Here is an 18,472-nt window from a genome sequence, read left to right on the forward strand (position 1 = left end):
AAGTGAGGGGGCAGCCTCGAAGTCTACGTCGGGCGAGTGGAAGATCGGGGAGTGCGCGAAGCGCTGGACGGGGGGTGGCGGCCGGGCGGGCACCGACGGGTACGGTCATCCGTTGCAGGACCGAGGACACTGTCCGAAATCCGACCGACAGCCCGAACCACCCGCGCCACCTGGAGGCACCCGCCATGGCGGTTCCCGAGACGACGAACGAGCAGCGCGCCGAGCAGATACTCGACGTGTTCGACACCGCGTTCGGTGAGCTGCTCGCCGCCGACCCCGCTGCCTTCCAGGTCAAGTTCCGCAAGATGGCGGCCTCGGCCTTCGCCTTCTACCGGGGCACGGCCTGTCTCTTCTACGCCGACCTGGAGCGGGACCGGCACGGCGGTCCGTACCTGGACGAGCGCACGGGCCGGGTCTGGATCCACGGCGACCTGCACGCCGAGAACTTCGGCACCTACATGGACTCCAACGGTCGCCTGATCTTCAATGTGAACGACTTCGACGAGGCGTACGTCGGCCCCTTCACCTGGGACCTCAAGCGCTTCACGGCCTCGGTGGCCCTGATCGGCTACACCAAGGCGCTCAGCGACGAGCAGATCAGCGGCCTGGTGCGGACGTACGCCGCCGCCTACCGGGAGCGGATCCAGGCGCTGGCCACGGGCGCCAAGAACGACGAGGTGCCCTCCTTCACGCTGGACACGGCCGACGGCCCACTGCTGGGCGCGCTGCGCGCGGCCCGGGCGCGCACCCGGTTCTCGCTGCTGGACTCGATGACCGAGATCCGCGACTTCGAGCGGCGCTTCACCGAGGGTGACGGGGCGATCGAGCTGGACGCGGCGACCCGCTACAAGGTTCTGGCCGCCTTCGACGGCTACCTGGAGACCCTGCCGGAGGAGTCGCTGGTGCGTCCGGACTCCTACCGGGTCAAGGACGTGGTCGGCCGCCGGGGCGTGGGCATCGGCTCGGCGGGCCTGCCCTCGTACAACATCCTGCTGGAGGGGCACAGCGACGCCCTGGAGAACGACGTCGTGATCTACCTCAAGCAGGCGCAGACCCCGGCGGTGTCCCGGCACATCACCGACGGGGCGGTGCGGGACTACTTCCTGCACGAGGGCCACCGCACGGTGATCTCCCAGCGCGCGCTCCAGGCGCACGCGGACCCGTGGCTGGGCTGGACGGAGCTGGACGGGTCGGGGCAGCTGGTCGCCGAGGTCTCGCCGTACGCGGTGGACCTGGACTGGTCGGACATCGACGACCCGGGGGAGATCGCGGCCGTGGTCGCGGACCTGGGGCGGGCGACGGCGACCATGCACGCGGCGGCCGACGCGGCCGAGAGCGGGCAGTCGCTGGTGCCGTTCTCCACCGAGCGGGCCATCGACGCGGCGATCGCGGCAGACGAGGAGGGCTTCGCGGAGCTGCTGGTCGATTTCGCGCACGTCTACGGGGCCCGGGCGCGCGCCGACCACCAGATCTTCGTGGACCTGTTCCGCAATGGGCGGATTACCTCCTAAAAGTCGGTTTATGTGCGCGGGGCCAAAGATCCCGCGCACAGGGACCCATGGCACACTCGGCCGCGATGGACATATCAGAGGCAGGGCTCCGGGGGCTGCGGGCCGCGCTGTTCAGCGCGCTCGTCGTGCTGCTCTCGGCGGGCTCGCACGTCCTGATGTCCCGGGTACCGCTGCCCCCCGCCCTGCTGGCCGGGTCCTTCGCCGGGGTCTTCGCCCTGGCCTTCGTGCTGGCCGGGCGCGAACGCGGCTTCGGCGCCATCGCCGGGCTGCTGGTCCCGCTGGAGCTGGCCGCCGATACGGCCTTCACCGCGGCCCAGCACTTCTGCTACGGCCCCGCGGGCGGTCCGGTCGCCGGTCCGCTGCGCGCGCTCGGGCTCGCCGAGCTGTGCGGGGGGACCCCGGTGGGCGGATCGCTCACCCAGGTCGCCGGGCGCGCCGCCGACCCCGCCGTACTGCTCGCCTCCCCCGGGCCCTGGACGCCCTGGCTGCTGCTCGGGGCGCACGTCTCGGTCGGCCTGGCGGCCGCGCTGTGGCTGCGGCGCGGGGAGCGGGCGCTGGGGCAGTTGCTGCGGGTGGTGGCCGTCCGCGCCTTCCGGCCGCTGCTGCTGGCCGCCGCCTCGGCCGTCACGGCCCCGGGGCCGGCGCCGTCCGCGCCGCGGGCGGCACTCCTGGGCCCGGGGGCCCGTACGCGCTTCCCCGTGCACTCCGTGGGACGGAGGGGACCGCCGCGTCCGGCGCCGCTCTTCGGCGTCTGACGCACCGCGTCCCCCATCCGACCCGCGACACCCCACGGAGTACCCCATGAGTTCCCGCAACAGCCAGGCCAACAAGGCAGCCGCCCGCGAGAAGCTGCGCGCCGAGCGCGAACGCCAGGCGAAGAAGGACAAGGCCCGCCGCCAGGTCATCGTGGCGGGCGCGGTCGTCGCCGCCCTCGCACTGGCGGGCGGCATCGGCTACCTGGTGGTCCAGAACACCAAGCCCACCGCCTGGGAGGCCGCGGCCACGGCCACCCTCGTCAAGCCGAAGAACACCACCGGCGACAACGGCACGACCGTCGTCATCGGCAAGGCGGACGCGAAGAAGACCCTGGAGCTGTACGAGGACTCGCGCTGCCCGGCCTGCGCCCAGTTCGAGCAGACCGTCGGCGACCAGGTGAAGAAGGACATCGACGCGGGCAAGTTCAAGCTCCAGTACTTCGGCGCGACCTTCATCGACAACGCCTCCTCCGGCGTCGGCTCGAAGAACGCGCTGAGCGCGCTGGGCGCGGCGCTCGACGTCAGCCCGGAGGCGTTCCTGGAGTACAAGGCGGCGCTGTACTCGACGGCGAACCACCCCGACGAGCGCGACGACGCCTTCGCCAAGGACGCGGCCCTGCTGAAGGTCGCGGACCAGGTAGCGGCCCTCAAGGGCAACGCGGCCTTCAAGAAGGCGGTCGAGGACGGCACCTACGACCGGTGGGCGCTGGAGATGTCGAAGGCGTTCAACACGTCCGGCGTGACGGGCACCCCGACGCTGAAGATGGACGGCAAGAAGATCGAGACGCCGCAGACGCTGGAGGCGTACAACACGGCGCTCGACGCGGCCCTGAAGGGCTGATCGCGGCCGGTTCGCCGGCGAGGCGTCACGGGGGGCGGACTCCCGGAGTTCGCCTGCCAGGCGTCACGGGGCGGGCGGACTCCGCGAGTTCGCCCGCCCTTCGCCGGTTCGGGGCTGTACCCCTGGCCGTACTGGCCAGTAATCTGACCGCCCGTGACCAGTCGACTCCCCTCCCCGTCCCCGTCCCCGTCCCCCTCACCCTCCGCCGCGCCGCGCCGCCGTACGGTCGTCAGGGCCGCCGCCGGCGCCGCCGCGCTCGCCCCCCTCGCGGCGACGGCCGTCCTGGGCAGCGCGCCCGCCCGGGCCGCCGAGAACGCGCCCGGCTTCCTGCACGGAGTCGCCTCGGGCGACCCGCTGCCCGACGGGGTCCTGCTCTGGACCCGCGTCACCCCCACCCCCGGGGCCGTGCCCGGCTCCGGGCTCGGCCCCGACACCCGGGTGGACTGGGAGGTGGCCGAGGACCAGGCCTTCTCCCGGATCACCGCGAGCGGCTCCGTCACCGCGAGCGCCGCCACCGACCACACCGTCAAGGCCGATGTGCGGGGGCTGCGCCCGGGGACCGCGTACTGGTACCGGTTCACCGCCGGGAGCACCGTCTCCCCGGCCGGGCGCACCCGCACCGCCCCGGCGGACGGGGCCCGGGTGCCCGGCGTCCGCTTCGGCGTGGTGTCCTGCGCGAACTGGGAGGCCGGGTACTTCTCCGCCTACCGGCACCTGGCCGCCCGCAGCGACCTGGACGCGGTGCTGCACCTGGGCGACTACATCTACGAGTACCGGACCGGGGGGTACCCGGAGGCGAAGTACGTGGTCCGCCCGCACGCGCCGACGCACGAGATCCTCACCCTCGCCGACTACCGCACGCGGCACGGAAAGTACAAGACGGACGCGGACCTGCGGGAGCTGCACGCGGCCCACCCGATGGTCGCGATCTGGGACGACCACGAGTTCGCGAACGACGCCTGGTCGGGCGGCGCCGAGAACCACACCCCGGGCCCCGAGGGCGACTGGGCGGCCCGCGCCGCCGCCGCGAAGCAGGCGTACTTCGAGTGGATGCCGGTACGCGCCTCCACCGAGGGCACGGTCTACCGGCGACTGCGCTTCGGCAGCCTCGTCGACCTGCTCCTGCTGGACCTGCGCACCTTCCGCTCGCAGCAGGCCACCGTCGGCGGCGGCACGGTGGACGACCCCGACCGCACCATCACCGGCCGGATCCAGCTGGACTGGCTCAAGTCCGGCCTGGCCTCCTCGCAGGCGGCCTGGAAGCTGGTCGGCACCTCGGTGATGATCTCGCCGGTGGCCTTCGGCTCGCTCCCGGCGCACCTGCTGGAACCGCTGGCGGGACTGCTGGGGCTGCCCAAGGGCGGCCTGGCCGTCAATGTCGACCAGTGGGACGGGTACACGGACGACCGGGCCGAGCTGCTGGGGCACCTGACCGGGCAGAACATCAAGAACACCGTGTTCCTGACCGGTGACATCCACATGGCGTGGGCCAATGACGTCCCGGTGACGGCCGCCACGTACCCCTTCTCGCGGTCCGCGGCCGTCGAGTTCGTGGTGACCTCGGTGACCTCGGACAACGTCGACGACATCCTGCACGTCCCGGCCGACACCGCCTCACTGGTGGCCGAGACGGCCGTCAAGGCCGCCAACCGCCATGTGAAGTGGCTGGACATGGACGCTCACGGGTACGGGGTCCTGGACGTGACGGCCGAGCGCTCGCAGATGGACTACTACGTGATCTCGGACAAGACCCAGCAGAACGCCACGTCGTCCTGGGAGCGGTCGTACCGGACCTTGAACGGTACCCAGAAGGTGGAGCGGGCAGACCAGCCCGTTCGCTGACGTACCGTCAATTGTCCTGCGGGCGGGGGTTTTAGGCCATACCACGAAGGCCCCCGCCCCCCGCGGACAACAAAATCTTTTGCTTTCAAGCATTGACCTGAATGTGACATGCACACGTAAGCTGCGCGCCAGCGTGAGGAAATCCCTCCGCCCCCACCACGCTCGCGAGGAGCCAACGTGCGCGCTGTCGCCCGCATATCCCCCCTTCTCCGCCGCCGCCTCATGGGAACGGCCGTCCTGGCCGGAACCCTGGCCCTGGCCCCGCTGACCGCCCCCACCTCGGTCGCCGCCGCCTCCGCCCCCAAGACCCCCGCCGAGGTCTGCGCCAACCAGGCCTCCGGGTCCGGCGCCGCCGCCAACGCCCGGGTGGCGCGCCCGCAGTCACAGCACGCGGCCGACCCCAACGAGATCTCGGACGGCCAGGTCAAGGCCATGGACGCCGACCTGAAGTCGAAGCTCGGCCTGGCCGCCGCCACCGCCAGAGCGCAGCAGCTCGACGGCCTGCGCGCCGGAGCCGTCGCCGCGACGACGCCCATCCCGGTCTACGTGCACGTCATCACCAGCGGCACCGCGGGCAAGCTGACGGCCGCCCAGGTCAACAGCCAGATCTCGGTGCTGAACAACGCCTACGCGGGCCAGGGCAGCGGCAACGTCAACTCCGGCTTCCAGTTCTCCCTGGCCGGGACCGACTACACCGACAACGCCACCTGGTACACCGTCTCGGACGGCACAAAGGCCGAGAAGGACATGAAGAACGCCCTGCGCAAGGGCGGCAAGAACGCGCTGAACCTCTACACCGCCAACCTGGGCGGCGGCCTGCTCGGCTGGGCCACCTTCCCCAGCTCCTACGCCTCCCAGCCCACGATGGACGGCGTGGTCATCCTCAACAGCTCGATCCCCGGCGGCTCCGCCACCAACTACAACCAGGGCGACACCGCCACCCACGAGGTCGGCCACTGGCTGGGGCTCTACCACACCTTCCAGGGCGGCTGCACGGGCAGCGGTGACTCGGTCTCCGACACCCCGGCCGAGTCCAGTGCCGCGTTCGAGTGCCCGACCGGCCGCGACACCTGCGGCGCGAGCGGGGTGGACCCGATCCACAACTTCATGGACTACACGTACGACTCCTGCATGTACCAGTTCACCGCGGGTCAGGTCTCCCGCATGAAGAGCATGTGGACCGCTTACCGCGCCTAGGCCATGGCACTACCCTGGCGCCATGAGCGCGCCGGGGGACGTGATCGACGGACGGTTCGAGCTGCTTGAACGGCTCGGCAGCGGTGGTATGGGCACGGTCTGGCACGCGCTGGACCGTGCCCTTCACCGCGACGTGGCCATGAAGGAGGTCCGGCCACCGCCCGGATACGGCCACGGATACGGCCACGGATACGGCGCCGGGCCCGACGGCGGGGAGCCCGCCCGGATCCTGCGGGAGCGGATCCTGCGCGAGGCCCGGGCCCAGGCCCGGATCAGCCACCCGCACGTGGTGACCCTGCACCACATCGTCATCGCGGACCCGCACCCCTGGCTGGTGATGGAGCTGCTGCCCGGCGGGTCCCTCCAGCAGCGCCTCGACCGCGGCCCGCTGGACCCGGCCGAGGCGGCCCGGACCGGCCGCGAGATCCTCGGCGGGCTGCGCGCCGCGCACGCCGCCGGGATCCACCACCGGGACGTGAAGCCCGCCAACGTCCTGCTGCGCCAGGACGGTTCGGCCGTCCTCACCGACTTCGGCATCGCCGCCCTGGCCGACGCCGCCCCGCTCACCCTGCCCGGCGAGGTCATCGGCACCCCCGAGTACCTGGCGCCCGAGCGGATCCGGGGCGCCGACCTCGCCGCCTCCGACCTGTGGTCGCTGGGGGTCCTGCTGTACGTGGCGGTGGAGGGGGTCAGCCCGATGCGCCGGGCCACCACCATGGCCACGCTGGCCGCCGTACTGGACGAGCCGGTCCCGGCGCCGCGCCGGGCCGGGGCGCTGGGGCCCGTACTCGCCGAACTCCTGGTCCGTGATCCAGCGGCCCGCCCCGACGCGGCCCGGCTGGACGCCCTGCTCGCCCGCGCCGCCTCGGTGGGCGCGGCCCCCACGGATCCCGCACCGCCGCGGCCCGTCTCGCAGCCCGCGCCGCAGAACGCCCCGGGCCGCCGCTTCGCCCCGCCGGGACCCCTGCCTCCGGCGCCCGCGCCGCGCGGGGCCCCCTAACGGGCCTGGCCGCCCGGCGCCCGGTTCTACAGGCTGTCGAGGAAGCCCAGGGCCGCGGTCCAGGTCTGGCCGGCGGCCTCCTTGTCGTAGTCGGGGAGGTCCGGGTCGGTGTACAGGTGGCCCGCGCCCGAGTAGCTGTGGATCTCGACGTCCGCGCCCGCCCGCCGCATCCGCAGGTACCAGGCGGTCAGCCAGTCGTGCGGCTCGAAGGGGTCCGGGTCCGCGATGTGCAGCTGGACCGGCAGCTCGTCGACCACCGCGTCGTCGGCGATGTCCGCCGTGCCGTGCAGGAGCAGCAGCCCGCGCGCCTTCGCGTCGGCGAGGGCGAGGTGCTGGGCGACCGAGCCGCCGAAGGAGAAACCGGCGTAGACCAGGCCGCGGTCCGAGTGGGGGGCCGCCGCCAGGACCGCGCGCTTGAGCAGTTCGTCACGGCCGATCTCGTCGCGGTGGGCCATGCCCTCCTCGACCGTCGCGAACGTGCGCCCCTCGAAGAGGTCCGGGACGTGCACCTCGTGCCCGGCGGCGCGCAGCCGCTCGGCGGCGGCGTGCACCGCGGGCCGCAGTCCGTACGTCGAGTGGAAAAGCATGATGTTCATGAGGCAATCGTGCCAGCTCGGGGGCCTCCCGCCCACGGGAGGCGCACGGCCTCCGCTACGGTCTGGGCATGGAGACCGTACTGCGCCCGCTGATCGTCGTCGGCGGCTCGGTCGTGCTCACCCTGTTCGCCGGGTGGCTGCTCGACCTGCTGCTGCGCCGGGCCGACGCCCGGCACCGCGAGACCCCGCTGTGGGGTCTGCTGCGGCGCTGCCGCCCGCCGTTCCTGCTGCTGCTGTGCGCGGCCCTGCTGCGGTCCTCCTACCCGCAGGCCAAGGTGATGGAGGCGTACACGGTCCCCATCGGCCGGGTCCTGGACCTCGTCCTGATCGGGGCGGCGGCCTGGCTGCTGATCCGGATCGCGACGGCGACCGTGGAGTCGGTGTACGCGCGCTACGCCGCCGGGGCCACCGACGAGGCCCGGGTCCGCCGGGTCCGTACGCAGGTCACCCTCATCCAGCGGGCCGTGGCGGCGATGGTCGTGGTGGTGACCGTGGCCGCGATGCTGCTGACCTTCCCGAGGATGCAGGCGGTCGGCGCCTCGATGCTGGCCTCGGCCGGGGTCGTCGGCATCGTGGCGGGCATCGCCGCGCAGTCCACGCTCGGGAACCTCTTCGCCGGACTCCAGATCGCCTTCGGCGACACCGTGCGGATCGGGGACACGGTGGTCGTGGACAAGGAGTGGGGGAAGGTCGAGGAGATCACCCTCACCTTCCTGGTGGTGCGGACCTGGGACGAGCGGCGGATCACGATGCCGGTGTCGTACTTCACCGGGAAGCCGTACGAGAACTGGTCGCGCGGCGGTGCGGAGATGACCGGGACGGTCTTCCTGCACCTGGACCACCGGGCGCCGGTCGCCCTGATGCGGGAGAAGCTCCAGGACATCCTGAAGGAGCACCCCGAGTGGGACGGCCGCTCCAGCGGTCTGGTGGTCACGGACACCACCGCGCACACCATCCAGGTACGGGCCGTGGTCACCGCGAAGAACGCGGACGACATCTGGACCCTGCGGTGCGCGGTCCGGGAGCAGCTGATCACCTGGCTGGCGGCGGACCACCCGTACGCCCTCCCGCGCATCGCCACCTCACCGGCTTCCGACGCCCCGGGCAGCGCCCCCGCCGAAAGCTAGCCGGAACAACGCCCCGCCACCCGCGGCCCGCTCCGCCGTCAGCTCCGCGCCGTGGGCGCGGGCGATCTGCCGGGCCATGGCGAGGCCGAGGCCCGAGCCGGGGAGGGCGCGGGCCGTGTTCGCGCGGTAGAAACGGTCGAAGACGTACGGCAGGTCCTCCTCCGAGATGCCCCGGCCGTGGTCGCGCACGGTCAGCTCCGGGCGCCCGTCGGGGATGCTCAGCTCGACCTCCACCGGAAGCCCCGGCGGGCTGAACTTGGCCGCGTTGTCGAGCAGGTTGGCCAGCAGCCTGCTGAGCCGGGCCGGTACGCCGGGGACCGTGCCCCCGGCCGAGCGGGCGTCCTCGCCGACCCGCAGGACGAACGGCACGCTGGGCCAGTGCGTACGGGCCGCCGCCACCCCGTGCTCCAGCAGGGCCGCCAGCCGCACCCGCTCCACCAGCGGCTGCGGCTCCTCGTCCCGGGCCAGCTCGATCAGGTCGTTGACCAGCCCGGTCACCTCCCGCAGCTGCCGCCCGAGCGCCCCGCTCGCCCGGTCGCGCTGCTCGGGGGTCAGCCGGTCGGCCCGGGCCAGCAGTTCGGCGTTGGTCCGCAGCGCGGTGAGCGGGGTGCGCAGCTCGTGCGAGGCGTCGGCGACCAGCCGGCGCTGGGCGGTGACGGACTGCTCCAGCTCGCCCAGCATGGTGTTGAAGCTGTCCGCGAGCCGGGTGATCTCGTCCTCCCGCCCCGGCGGCGGCAGTTCGATCCGGTGCCGGGGGTCGCGGGTCGCGGCGATCCGTTCCGCGGTGGCGGTGAGCCGGGTGACCGGCGCCAGACCGGTCCGCGACACCCAGTACCCGAGCCCGGCGGCGAGCAGCACTCCGGCCGCGCCCGTCAGCAGCAGCCAGCCGGCGGCCTCGGCGATGCCGTCCTCCACGGTGTCGGCCCGCAGCGTCACCTGCAGGGCCCGCCCGGGTGCGAAGTCGGTGGTCAGCGTTCTGGCGGAGTACCCCGACGGCAGGCGGACGTTCGTGTAGTACGGCGCCCGTTCGCCCGCGGCGACCTCCCGGGCCCGCGCGTCGACCGGCAGCAGGAAGCCCTTCGCCGGGTCCCGCCCCGGATCCTCCGGCACCACCTGCGCGCAGGCGGGCGCCGCCAGGTACCGGCATTCCCCGGCCAGGACCCCGGGTCCGGCCCCCGCGTCGCGCTGCGCGGCGAGCCGGGCGGACTGGGTGAGGGTGAGGTCGAGCTGGTGGTAGAGCGCGGAGCGTACGACGACGAACGCGGCCACGCACACCCCCAGCGCGACGAACGCGACGGCGGCGGTGACGGCCAGCGCCAGCCGGGTCCGCAGCGGGCGGCGCCGCCGCCAGGCCGCGCCGAGACCGCGCCTGCCGCCGCGCGCGCCGTCGCGCCCGCCCCTGCGCCCGCTCACACCGTGTCCAGCCGGTAGCCGACCCCGTGCACGGTGTGGACCAGCCGTGGTTCGCCCGCCGCCTCCAGCTTCCGGCGCAGGTAACCGACGTACACGGCGAGGGAGTTGGAGTCCGGCCCGAAGTCCCGTCCCCACACCAGCTCCAGGATCAGTTCGCGCGGCAGCACCTGCCCGGGGTGGCGCAGCAGGAGTTCGAGCAGGGCGGCCTCGGTCCGGCTGAACTCCAGGTTCCGGCCCCCGCGCCGCCCGGTCCGCGTCTCCGGGTCGAGGACGAGGTCGGCGTAGCCGAGTTCGGCCGGGCCGCCCGCCGGTTCCGGCGCGGCCCGCCGCAGCAGCGCCCGGACCCGGGCCACCAGCTCGTCCAGCGCGAACGGCTTGACCAGGTAGTCGTCCGCCCCCGCCTCCAGCCCGTCGACCCGCTCGCTGACCGACCCGAGCGCGGTGAGGACCAGTACGGGCGTACGGTCGCCCAGCGCCCTCAGCTGACGGCACACTCCGAGCCCGTCGAGGACCGGCATCATCACGTCCAGCACGAGCGCGTCGGGCTGCCAGGCCCCGACCTCGGCGAGCGCGGCCAGCCCGTCGGCGGCCCCCCGTACCTCGTACCCCTCGACCGCGAGCCCGTCCTCGACGGCGGCCCGCACCTCGGGCTCGTCGTCGACCACCAGGATCCGCTGACCACCGCTCGGCTGACCGCTCGACTGACTACTCATGGAACAAAGAGTGCCAAACAGCCCGAAGGCTTCCTCTTAGAACCTTCTTAGGGCGCACCGGGAGTGTGCGGCCATGACCACACCACTCTCCGTCGTGATCGGTGCGGGCGGCACCGGCGGCCACATCTACCCGGGGCTCGCGCTCGCCGAGGCGCTGCGCGCCGCCGCCCCCGGGGCGGTCATCTCGTTCATCGGGACCGAACGCGGTCTGGAGACCGAGCTGATCCCCGGCGCGGGCTACCGGCTGCACACCGTCGACATGATCCCCTTCGATCCCTCGCTCGGCGCGAAGCGCTACCTGCTGCCCGCGGCCCTGCTGCGGTCGGCGGGCCAGGCCCGTACGGTCATCCGCGCCCAGCGCGCGCAGGTCGTCGTCGGGATGGGCGGCTACCCGAGCGCGCCCGCCGTACTGGGCGCCCGGCTGGCCGGGCTGCCCGCCGTGATCCACGAGTCCAACGCGGTGCCCGGCCGGGCCAACCAGTTCGCGGCCCGGCTCACCCCGCACATCGCGGTCGCCTTCGACCGCAGCCGGGAGCACCTGGCGGGCGGCGCGCGGGCGCTGACCACCGGAATGCCGATCTCCGCGGCGCTGGCCGGGCTCGCGCGACGGGACCGGCCGCAGCGGGAGGCGCTGCGCGCCGAGGCCCGGCGGGCGCTGCGGGTGCCCGCGGGACGGCGGCTCGTGGTGTTCAACGGGGGCAGCCTGGGCGCCGTACGCCTGACCGGGGCCGCGACCGCGCTGGCCGGGCTCTGGCAGCACCGGAACGACGTGCAGCTGCTGATCAAGACCGGGCCGAAGGCGCTGCCCGGGGCCGTCACGGACCTCGCGGCGACCGGCGGGCAGCGGATCGCGCGGGCCGTGCCCTACCTCGACCGGATGGACCTGGTCTACGCGGCGGCCGACCTGGTGGTGTGCCGCGCGGGTTCGGCGACCGTCGCGGAACTGGCCGCGACCGGGGTCCCGGCCGTGCTGGTGCCCTACCCGCACGCGCCCGGCGACCACCAGACGCACAACGCCCGGGTGCTGTCCGACGCGGGCGCGGGCCTGCTGCTGGCCGACGGCGACGCCACGGCCGACCGGCTCGCCGCACTGGTCGGACCGCTGCTGGCCGATCCGGCGCGGCTGACCGCCATGGCCGGGGCCGCAGACCCGGGCCCGCACGCGCGGGCCGCCGAACTCCTGGCCGCCGAGGTCCTGCGGGTCTCCGGCCTCCCCCTCCCCTCCCCCTCCTCCCACCTGGAGCACGCATGACCACGCGAACGAACTGGACCGGCCGCACCGTACTCGTCACCGGAGCGGAGGGGTTCATCGGCTCCACGCTGGTCGACCTGCTCGTGGAGCGGGGCGCCCGGGTGCGGGCCCTCGTGCACTACAAGCCGTACGCCGACAAGGGCCACCTGGCGCGCTACCTCGCCGATCCGGACGGACCCGTGGAGATGTGGGCGGGCGACGTCCGCGACGCGGGGCGGGTCAGTGACGCGGTGGCCGGGTGCGACACCGTGTTCCACCTGGCGGCGCTGATCGGGATCCCGTACAGCTACGTATCGCCGGGTGCCTACGTCCAGACGAACGTGACCGGCACCGAGAACGTCGCCGAGGCCTGCCGTCGGCACGAGGTGCGGCGGCTGGTCCACACCTCGACCAGCGAGGTGTACGGGACGGCGCTGACGGCGCCGATCGCGGAGACCCACCCGCTCCAGCCGCAGTCGCCGTACTCGGCGTCGAAGATCGGCGCGGACATGATGGCACTCTCCTTCCACCACGCCTTCGAGCTGCCGGTGACGGTGGTGCGCCCGTTCAACACCTACGGCGTGCGGCAGTCGGCGCGGGCCGTGATCCCGTCGATCCTGGCGCAGCTGCACTCCGGGGCCCGGGAGATCCGCCTGGGCTCGCTGACCCCGACGCGGGACTTCACGTACGTGACGGACACCGCCGAGGGGTTCCTGGCGGTCGCCGAGTGCGACCGGGCGCTGGGCGAGGTGGTGAACCTCGGGTCCGGGCGGGAGATCTCCATCGGGGACCTGGCCCGGGCCCTGATCACGGCCTCGGGCCGGGACGCGGAGGTCGTGGTCGACCGCTCGCGGCTGCGGCCGTCGGGCAGCGAGGTCCAGCGCCTCCTGTCGGACAACTCCCGCGCCCGCGACTGGGCGGGCTGGCACCCGCGCGTCCCCCTGACGGAGGGCCTCTCCCTGACCTCGTCCTGGATAGCCGCCCACCCCCACCTCTTCACCCCGGACCGCTACCAGGTGTAGCCGCCGGTGACCCCGGGGCGACAACGGCCCGGCCCGCGTGCGAGGCGCGGGGTCCGGGCGGACCCCCGGGGGCGGGGTGTGCGTGTGCCGGTGCGTCCGGCGTCGGCGGATACGGCAGGGTGAGGGGGTGGATCAGCTCGCCCTTCTCTTCGTACTCCTGCTCGGGGCCGTCGTCACCGTACCGCTCGGGGACCGGCTCGGGCTGCCCTCGCCCGTACTGATGACCATCGGGGGGGTGATACTGGCCCTCGTACCGGCCGTGCCGAATGTCGACATCCCACCCGAGTACATCCTGCCGCTCGTCCTGCCACCGCTGCTGTACGCCTCCGTGCAGCGCACTTCCTGGCGGCAGTTCGCGGCCAACGTCCGGCCCATCCTCCTGCTCGCCGTGGCCCTCGTCTTCGTGACCACCGCCGCCGTGGCCGTCGTCGCGCACGCCGTGGTGCCCGGGCTGCCGATCGCCGCCGCCGTCGCGCTCGGCGCGCTCGTCGCCCCGCCCGACCCGGTAGCGGCCACCGCCGTCGCCGGCTCGCTGGGCCTGCCCCGCCGGATGGTGTCCATCCTGGAGGGCGAAGGCCTCTTCAACGACGTCACCGCCATCGTGCTCTACCACGTGGCCATCGCGGCGGCCGTCAGCGGCAGCTTCTCCTGGCCCGGCGCGCTCGGCGAGTTCGTCCTGTCCGCCGTGGTCGCCGTGGCCGTCGGACTCGCCCTCGGCTGGGCCGCCAACCGGCTCATGGGGCTGCTCGGCGACGCCACCCTGCAGATCGGGCTGACCCTGCTGGTGCCGTTCGTGGCGTACGTGGTCGCCGAGGAACTCCAGGGATCGGGGGTCCTGGCCGTACTGACCACCGCCCTGTTCCTCGCCGAATACGCCACGGACGCCGACGACGTTCTCGGCCGCCTCGCCGGGCACACCTTCTGGGAAGTCGTCGACATGCTGGTCACCGGCGTCGCCTTCGGCTTGATCGGCCTGGAGCTGCACCACGTCTTCGGTACGGCGAGCGGCCGGGAGTGGCGGATGGTCGGCTGGGCGGCCGCCGTCATCGCGGTCGTGGTCGGCGTACGGCTGCTGTGGCTGATGCCCGCGTCCTGGCTGGCGAGGAGGCTCCACGACCGGCGCGACGTGGACGAGGAGATCCCGATCAGCTGGCGGGAGAGCGTGGTGATGTGGTGGGCCGGGATGCGGGGGGTGGCGTCGGTGGCACTGGCCCTGGCCATCCCGTACAAGACGGACGGCGGGGAATCCTTCCCGGTCCGCGATGAGATCGTCTTCATCGCCTTCGCCGTGATCATGATGACCCTGGTGCTCCAGGGGCTCACCCTGCCGTGGCTGGTGCGGAAGCTGGGGGTGGAGGCGGACCCGGACGCGGACCGGGAGTTCGAGCGGGCTCTGGCGATCCGCGCCGCCAGGGCCGCCAAGCGGCGGCTGAAGGAGATCGAGGAGGTGGAGCGGCTCCCGGACGACCTCATCGAGCAGTTGCACCGGCGGGCCTACGACGTCGGAGCCAGGATCAGTCCCGACATGGTCGACGAGGAACGGCGCGAGGCGTACGCGAAGCGGGTGGAGCGGATCCGGGACGTCCAGCGGATCCAGCGCGAGATGATGTCCGCCGCGCGGCACGAGGTGCTGGCGGCCCGGAGCGAGCCGGGAGCGGACCCGGAGATCGTGGACCGAGTACTGCGCCACCTGGACGTGCGAAGCCTCCGCAACCCCTAGCCCGCGGGAGCAAACTCAGCCCCGCCGGCGTTTGAGGCGCCGCCGGAGGCACCCCCGACCCACCAGGGCACAACCGGCCCCGCCACGGGCACACCCCGCCCCGCGGGAGGCGGGAGGAGCCTGCCCGGCGCTTGAGGGCAACCACGGACAGGCCTAGCGCAGCGGCCGCCGCATCGAGCGGTGCGGCATGCCCGCGTCGTCGAACTCCGGCCCGTACGCCACGTACCCGAGCCGCTCGTAGAACCCGAGCGCGTGCGTCTGCGCCCCGAGGTCCACCGCACCCAGCCCCAGCCGGCCGGCCTCCGCCTCGATGGCACGGACCAGCGCGGCCCCGACCCCCAGACCGCGCGCGGCCCTCGTCACGGCCAGCCGGCCGAGCGAGCCCACGTCCGGGGAACCGGTCTTGCCGAGCGCCGCCCGGCCGTGGAGCAGCCGCCCCGTGCCGAGCGGGCCGTCCGGGCCCACCGCCAGGACGTGGACCGCGCCCGCGTCGTAGGCGTCGTACTCAAGGGACTCCGGCACCGACTGCTCGATCACGAAGACCTCGGTCCGTACGGCGAAGCAGGCGGCCCGGTCGGCCTCCGACTCCGCGACCCGGACCTCGTAGGCGACGCGCCCCGCCACGCTCACTCGCTCTCGGCGCGGATCACGTCCAGCGCGTGCTGGAGGTCGGCCGGGTAGGTGCTCGAGAACTCGACCCACCGGCCGTCCGACGGGTGCTCGAAGCCCAGGCGCACCGCGTGCAGCCACTGCCGGGTCAGGCCCAGCCGCTTGGAGATCGTCGGGTCGGCACCATAGGTCAGGTCGCCCACGCAGGGGTGCCGGTGCGCCGACATGTGCACGCGGATCTGGTGCGTACGGCCCGTCTCCAGCTTGATGTCGAGCAGCGAGGCCGCCCGGAACGCCTCGATGAGGTCGTAGTGGGTGACCGAGGGCTTGCCCTCCTGGGTCACGGCCCACTTCCAGTCCGAGCTGGGGTGGCGGCCGATGGGGGCGTCGATGGTGCCGCTCATCGGGTCCGGGTGGCCCTGGACCAGCGCGTGGTAGCGCTTGTCCACGACGCGCTCGCGGAACTGCTGCTTGAGCGAGGTGTAGGCGCGCTCGGACTTGGCGACGGCCATCAGGCCGGAGGTGCCGACGTCGAGGCGGTGCACCACGCCCTGGCGCTCGGAGGCACCGGAGGTGGAGATGCGGTACCCGGCCGCGGCGAGACCACCGATGACGGTGGTGCCGGTCCAGCCGGGGCTGGGGTGGGCGGCGACGCCCACGGGCTTCATGACCACGACGATGTCGTCGTCGTCATGGACGATCTCCATGCCCTCGACGGGCTCGGCGACCAGTTCGACCGGACGCGGTGGGGCGGGCATCTCGACTTCGAGCCAGGCGCCGCCGTGCACACGCTCGGACTTCCCGACGACACTGCCGTCGACCGACACCTTCCCGGCCGAGGCCAGTTCGGCCGCCTTCGTCCGGGAAAACCCGAACATACGGGCGATCGCAGCGTCGATGCGCTCGCCTTCGAGGCCGTCGGGAACAGGCAGGGTTCGGATCTCGGGAATCGTACTCACCTGTCGAGTATGCAGGACAAGACCGCTCGCCCGATCCGCGATCACGGTCCGGGCGGCTCCCGGAGCGGCCCGGAGCCGGTCCCCGGACGGTCCCGCCCGCTCCCCGGTCCGGTCCTCGCCCGGTCCCCGCTCAGTCCTTGTGGACGGTGCCGTCCGGGTCCAGACCCTTGAAGGAGAGCAGCACGATCAGGATCCCGCCGCACACGATCGCCGAGTCCGCGAGGTTGAAGACGGCGAAGTGCGCGGGCGCGATGAAGTCGACCACGGCGCCCCGGAAGACCCCCGGGGACCGGAAGATCCGGTCGGTGAGGTTGCCGAGGGCGCCGCCCAGCAGCAGTCCCAGCGCGATCGCCCAGGGCAGGCTGTAGAGCTTGCGCGCCAGTCGCACGATCACCACGATCACCCCGGCCGCGATGCAGGTGAAGATGATCGTGAAGGCCTCGCCGAAGCCGAAGGCGGCCCCGGGATTACGGATGGCGTCCAGCTTGAGCACATCACCGATGAGCCGGATCGGCGCCTGGTGCTCCAGCTTCGCGACCACCAGCATCTTGCTGCCCAGGTCGAGGAGGTACGCGAGCACCGCCACGATGAGCAGTGCCGCGATCCGCCGATGCCCCCTGGGCCGCTCGGACTCCGGCTGGGGGGTGTCGTCCCCGACCTCGGGCGTACCGATGATGCGCTCCGCCTCTGACACGTGAGTCCCTCGAACTAGCTCGAACCAGGATGCCGCCGGGCTCCTGAAGATCCGGGAGACCCTGAACAGAACACGAGGGTACGTCAGGAGGCCGTTCTAGTGGCGACGCTCCTGCTTCTGCTTGCACTCCACGCACAGGGTGGCCCGCGGGAACGCCTGCATCCTGGCCTTGCCGATGGCCTTCCCGCAGTTCTCGCAGAGGCCGTACGTACCCGCCTCCAGGCGCTCCAGGGCCCGCTCGGTCTGCTCCAGCATGTCGTGGGCGTTGGCCGCGAGCGCCAGCTCGGACTCGCGGGTGATGTTCTTGGTGCCCGTATCGGCCTGGTCGTCGCCCGCGCCGTCACCGGAGTCCCGCATCAGGCCCGAGATGGCCTGCTCGGAGGCGGCCAGCTCGCCGCGCAGCCGCAGCACCTCCGAGGTCAGCTCGGTACGGGCCTCGGCCTCCTCCCCCGGGGTCCATGGGTCCTCCCCGGGCCGAACGGCCAGCCCGCCGCTCCCGCCGGTGCCCTTGGCGGCCGAGGCGCGCGTCTTGGGCAACCCGCTCGTCGCGGCCGTGGCCGTCTTCCTGGCCGTGCCCGTGCTCTTCTTGGCAACCACTTTCCCGGCTCCCGTCTCTTCCCGGGCCGGTGCGGCCGGGGCTGTCTTCGCGGTCGTCTTGGCGGTGCGCTTGCTCCCGGTCGGGCCGCTCTTCCCGGCCGCGCTCCCGGCAGCCGCACCATGGGCGGGCGTGCTGTTGGCGGGCCTGCTGTTGGCGGGCGTCTTCACAGCCGCCTTCACAGCCGCCTTCGCTGCCTTCTTCACGGTCTTCTTCGCGACCTTCTTCACTGGTTCCGCCGACGCCTCGTTCACTGACGCCGTCTTCTTCGCGGCGGTCTTCTTCGCCACCATGGCCGCGGCCCCTTCACATACTGTGATATTGCACGCGAATCGTGGTGGGACGATAAATCGACTCCGGCGCCGCGGCAACGGGGCACGCGTCCGCCGAGGCCGACCTGCATCCGTTGTGCCCAGCTCCACGCCCGATAATCCGGTCCTACCGGCGCGCCGGAGCCCGGACGGGCGCGTCAGCCCATTCGGATGACCCGCGCGCCCCCTCCGCGCCCCCGCCGGAGCCCCGTACACGGGCCCCGCGGCAGGCCCCGTAAACCGGTCTGCCGAGCGGCCCCCGGGCCCGTACACTGGGCCCTGCGAAAGGCATGGATGGGGACGAGTAGCGTCGGACGCAGCCAGGAGCGACCCGGG

Annotated in this window: 16 protein-coding genes and 1 pseudogene; 10 read left to right on the top strand and 7 right to left on the bottom strand. The window is 73.1% G+C overall.

Translation table 11 applies throughout. The features are described from left to right. The first annotated feature begins 185 nt into the window (after window positions 1-185). The 6 genes and pseudogenes from QMF80_RS30640 to QMF80_RS30665 all read left to right on the top strand — a co-directional run. The gene (locus QMF80_RS30640) at window positions 186-1,511 is read left to right on the top strand and encodes a DUF2252 domain-containing protein (protein ID WP_283459154.1); all 1,326 of its coding nucleotides are present in this window, start codon (window positions 186-188) and stop codon (window positions 1,509-1,511) included. A 65-nt stretch (window positions 1,512-1,576) separates the two neighbouring features. Then, window positions 1,577-2,266, top strand: a complete 690-nt coding sequence (locus tag QMF80_RS30645; protein WP_283459156.1) for a hypothetical protein — start codon at window positions 1,577-1,579, stop codon at window positions 2,264-2,266. A gap of 46 nt (window positions 2,267-2,312) precedes the next feature. Further along, window positions 2,313-3,107, top strand: a complete 795-nt coding sequence (locus tag QMF80_RS30650) for a DsbA family protein (protein WP_283459158.1) — start codon at window positions 2,313-2,315, stop codon at window positions 3,105-3,107. Between the two features lie 153 nt (window positions 3,108-3,260). Further along, window positions 3,261-4,949 (top strand): alkaline phosphatase D family protein, encoded by a 1,689-nt coding sequence (locus tag QMF80_RS30655; RefSeq protein ID WP_283459159.1) that lies wholly within the window; start codon window positions 3,261-3,263, stop codon window positions 4,947-4,949. Window positions 4,950-5,171: 222 nt separating this feature from the next. Further along, window positions 5,172-6,146: a zinc metalloprotease gene (locus QMF80_RS30660; RefSeq protein ID WP_283459215.1), complete on the top strand. Its 975-nt coding sequence runs from the start codon at window positions 5,172-5,174 to the stop codon at window positions 6,144-6,146. A gap of 22 nt (window positions 6,147-6,168) precedes the next feature. Further along, window positions 6,169-7,143 (top strand): annotated as a pseudogene (locus QMF80_RS30665) (serine/threonine-protein kinase); the annotation flags it as partial. Window positions 7,144-7,172: 29 nt separating this feature from the next. Here QMF80_RS30665 and QMF80_RS30670 read toward each other — a convergent pair. Further along, window positions 7,173-7,742, bottom strand: a complete 570-nt coding sequence (locus tag QMF80_RS30670; protein ID WP_283459162.1) for a dienelactone hydrolase family protein — start codon at window positions 7,740-7,742, stop codon at window positions 7,173-7,175. A 68-nt stretch (window positions 7,743-7,810) separates the two neighbouring features. Here QMF80_RS30670 and QMF80_RS30675 point away from each other — a divergent pair, with 68 nt between their 5' ends. Then, window positions 7,811-8,869 (top strand): mechanosensitive ion channel family protein, encoded by a 1,059-nt coding sequence (locus tag QMF80_RS30675; RefSeq protein WP_283459164.1) that lies wholly within the window; start codon window positions 7,811-7,813, stop codon window positions 8,867-8,869. Here QMF80_RS30675 and QMF80_RS30680 read toward each other — a convergent pair. Next, window positions 8,825-10,282: a sensor histidine kinase gene (locus tag QMF80_RS30680; RefSeq protein WP_283459166.1), complete on the bottom strand. Its 1,458-nt coding sequence runs from the start codon at window positions 10,280-10,282 to the stop codon at window positions 8,825-8,827. The two genes, QMF80_RS30675 and QMF80_RS30680, sit on opposite strands and share 45 nt — an antisense overlap. Continuing rightward, on the bottom strand, window positions 10,279-10,995 hold the full coding sequence (locus QMF80_RS30685; RefSeq protein WP_283459167.1) for a response regulator transcription factor: 717 nt from the start codon (window positions 10,993-10,995) through the stop codon (window positions 10,279-10,281). Before QMF80_RS30685 ends, QMF80_RS30680 begins: the two co-directional genes overlap by 4 nt. A gap of 73 nt (window positions 10,996-11,068) precedes the next feature. Between QMF80_RS30685 and QMF80_RS30690 the strand changes: the two genes are divergently transcribed. The 3 genes from QMF80_RS30690 (at window position 11,069) to QMF80_RS30700 (ending at window position 14,968) form a co-directional block, all read left to right on the top strand. Then, a complete protein-coding gene (locus tag QMF80_RS30690) occupies window positions 11,069-12,247 on the top strand; it encodes a UDP-N-acetylglucosamine--N-acetylmuramyl-(pentapeptide) pyrophosphoryl-undecaprenol N-acetylglucosamine transferase (RefSeq protein WP_283459169.1) in 1,179 nt (392 codons plus the stop codon). Then, entirely contained in the window at window positions 12,244-13,248 is a 1,005-nt protein-coding gene (locus QMF80_RS30695; RefSeq protein ID WP_283459171.1) for an SDR family NAD(P)-dependent oxidoreductase, read from the top strand. The genes QMF80_RS30690 and QMF80_RS30695 overlap by 4 nt, the downstream gene beginning before the upstream one ends. 127 nt (window positions 13,249-13,375) lie before the next feature. Beyond that, window positions 13,376-14,968: a Na+/H+ antiporter gene (locus QMF80_RS30700; RefSeq protein WP_283459173.1), complete on the top strand. Its 1,593-nt coding sequence runs from the start codon at window positions 13,376-13,378 to the stop codon at window positions 14,966-14,968. 153 nt (window positions 14,969-15,121) lie between these two features. Here QMF80_RS30700 and QMF80_RS30705 read toward each other — a convergent pair whose 3' ends face one another. The 4 genes from QMF80_RS30705 to QMF80_RS30720 form a co-directional block, all read right to left on the bottom strand. Next, window positions 15,122-15,592 carry a GNAT family N-acetyltransferase gene (locus QMF80_RS30705; protein ID WP_283459175.1) on the bottom strand — a complete coding sequence of 157 codons (471 nt, stop codon included), beginning with the start codon at window positions 15,590-15,592 and terminating at the stop codon, window positions 15,122-15,124. 2 nt (window positions 15,593-15,594) lie between these two features. Continuing rightward, entirely contained in the window at window positions 15,595-16,536 is a 942-nt protein-coding gene (locus tag QMF80_RS30710; RefSeq protein ID WP_283459177.1) for an RluA family pseudouridine synthase, read from the bottom strand. A gap of 130 nt (window positions 16,537-16,666) precedes the next feature. After that, complete coding sequence (gene lspA, locus QMF80_RS30715) at window positions 16,667-17,230, bottom strand: signal peptidase II (RefSeq protein WP_283459179.1); 564 nt, start codon at window positions 17,228-17,230, stop codon at window positions 16,667-16,669. Between the two features lie 96 nt (window positions 17,231-17,326). Then, on the bottom strand, window positions 17,327-18,118 hold the full coding sequence (locus tag QMF80_RS30720) for a TraR/DksA family transcriptional regulator (RefSeq protein ID WP_349372252.1): 792 nt from the start codon (window positions 18,116-18,118) through the stop codon (window positions 17,327-17,329). Between the last annotated feature and the right edge of the window lie 354 nt (window positions 18,119-18,472).

It is taken from the genome of Streptomyces sp. G-G2 (assembly GCF_030063135.1).
Classification (GTDB): domain Bacteria; phylum Actinomycetota; class Actinomycetes; order Streptomycetales; family Streptomycetaceae; genus Streptomyces.

Bases quoted from the DNA above. Each gene is read 5' to 3' on its own strand.
- QMF80_RS30640 (WP_283459154.1), top strand. From the start codon at position 186: ATGGCGGTTCCCGAGACGACGAACGAGCAGCGCGCCGAGCAGATACTC.
- QMF80_RS30645 (WP_283459156.1), top strand. From the start codon at position 1,577: ATGGACATATCAGAGGCAGGGCTCCGGGGGCTGCGGGCCGCGCTGTTC.
- QMF80_RS30650 (WP_283459158.1), top strand. From the start codon at position 2,313: ATGAGTTCCCGCAACAGCCAGGCCAACAAGGCAGCCGCCCGCGAGAAG.
- QMF80_RS30660 (WP_283459215.1), top strand. From the start codon at position 5,172: ATGGGAACGGCCGTCCTGGCCGGAACCCTGGCCCTGGCCCCGCTGACC.
- QMF80_RS30670 (WP_283459162.1), bottom strand. From the start codon at position 7,742: ATGAACATCATGCTTTTCCACTCGACGTACGGACTGCGGCCCGCGGTG.
- QMF80_RS30675 (WP_283459164.1), top strand. From the start codon at position 7,811: ATGGAGACCGTACTGCGCCCGCTGATCGTCGTCGGCGGCTCGGTCGTG.
- QMF80_RS30685 (WP_283459167.1), bottom strand. From the start codon at position 10,995: ATGAGTAGTCAGTCGAGCGGTCAGCCGAGCGGTGGTCAGCGGATCCTG.
- QMF80_RS30690 (WP_283459169.1), top strand. From the start codon at position 11,069: ATGACCACACCACTCTCCGTCGTGATCGGTGCGGGCGGCACCGGCGGC.
- QMF80_RS30695 (WP_283459171.1), top strand. From the start codon at position 12,244: ATGACCACGCGAACGAACTGGACCGGCCGCACCGTACTCGTCACCGGA.
- QMF80_RS30720 (WP_349372252.1), bottom strand. From the start codon at position 18,118: ATGGTGGCGAAGAAGACCGCCGCGAAGAAGACGGCGTCAGTGAACGAG.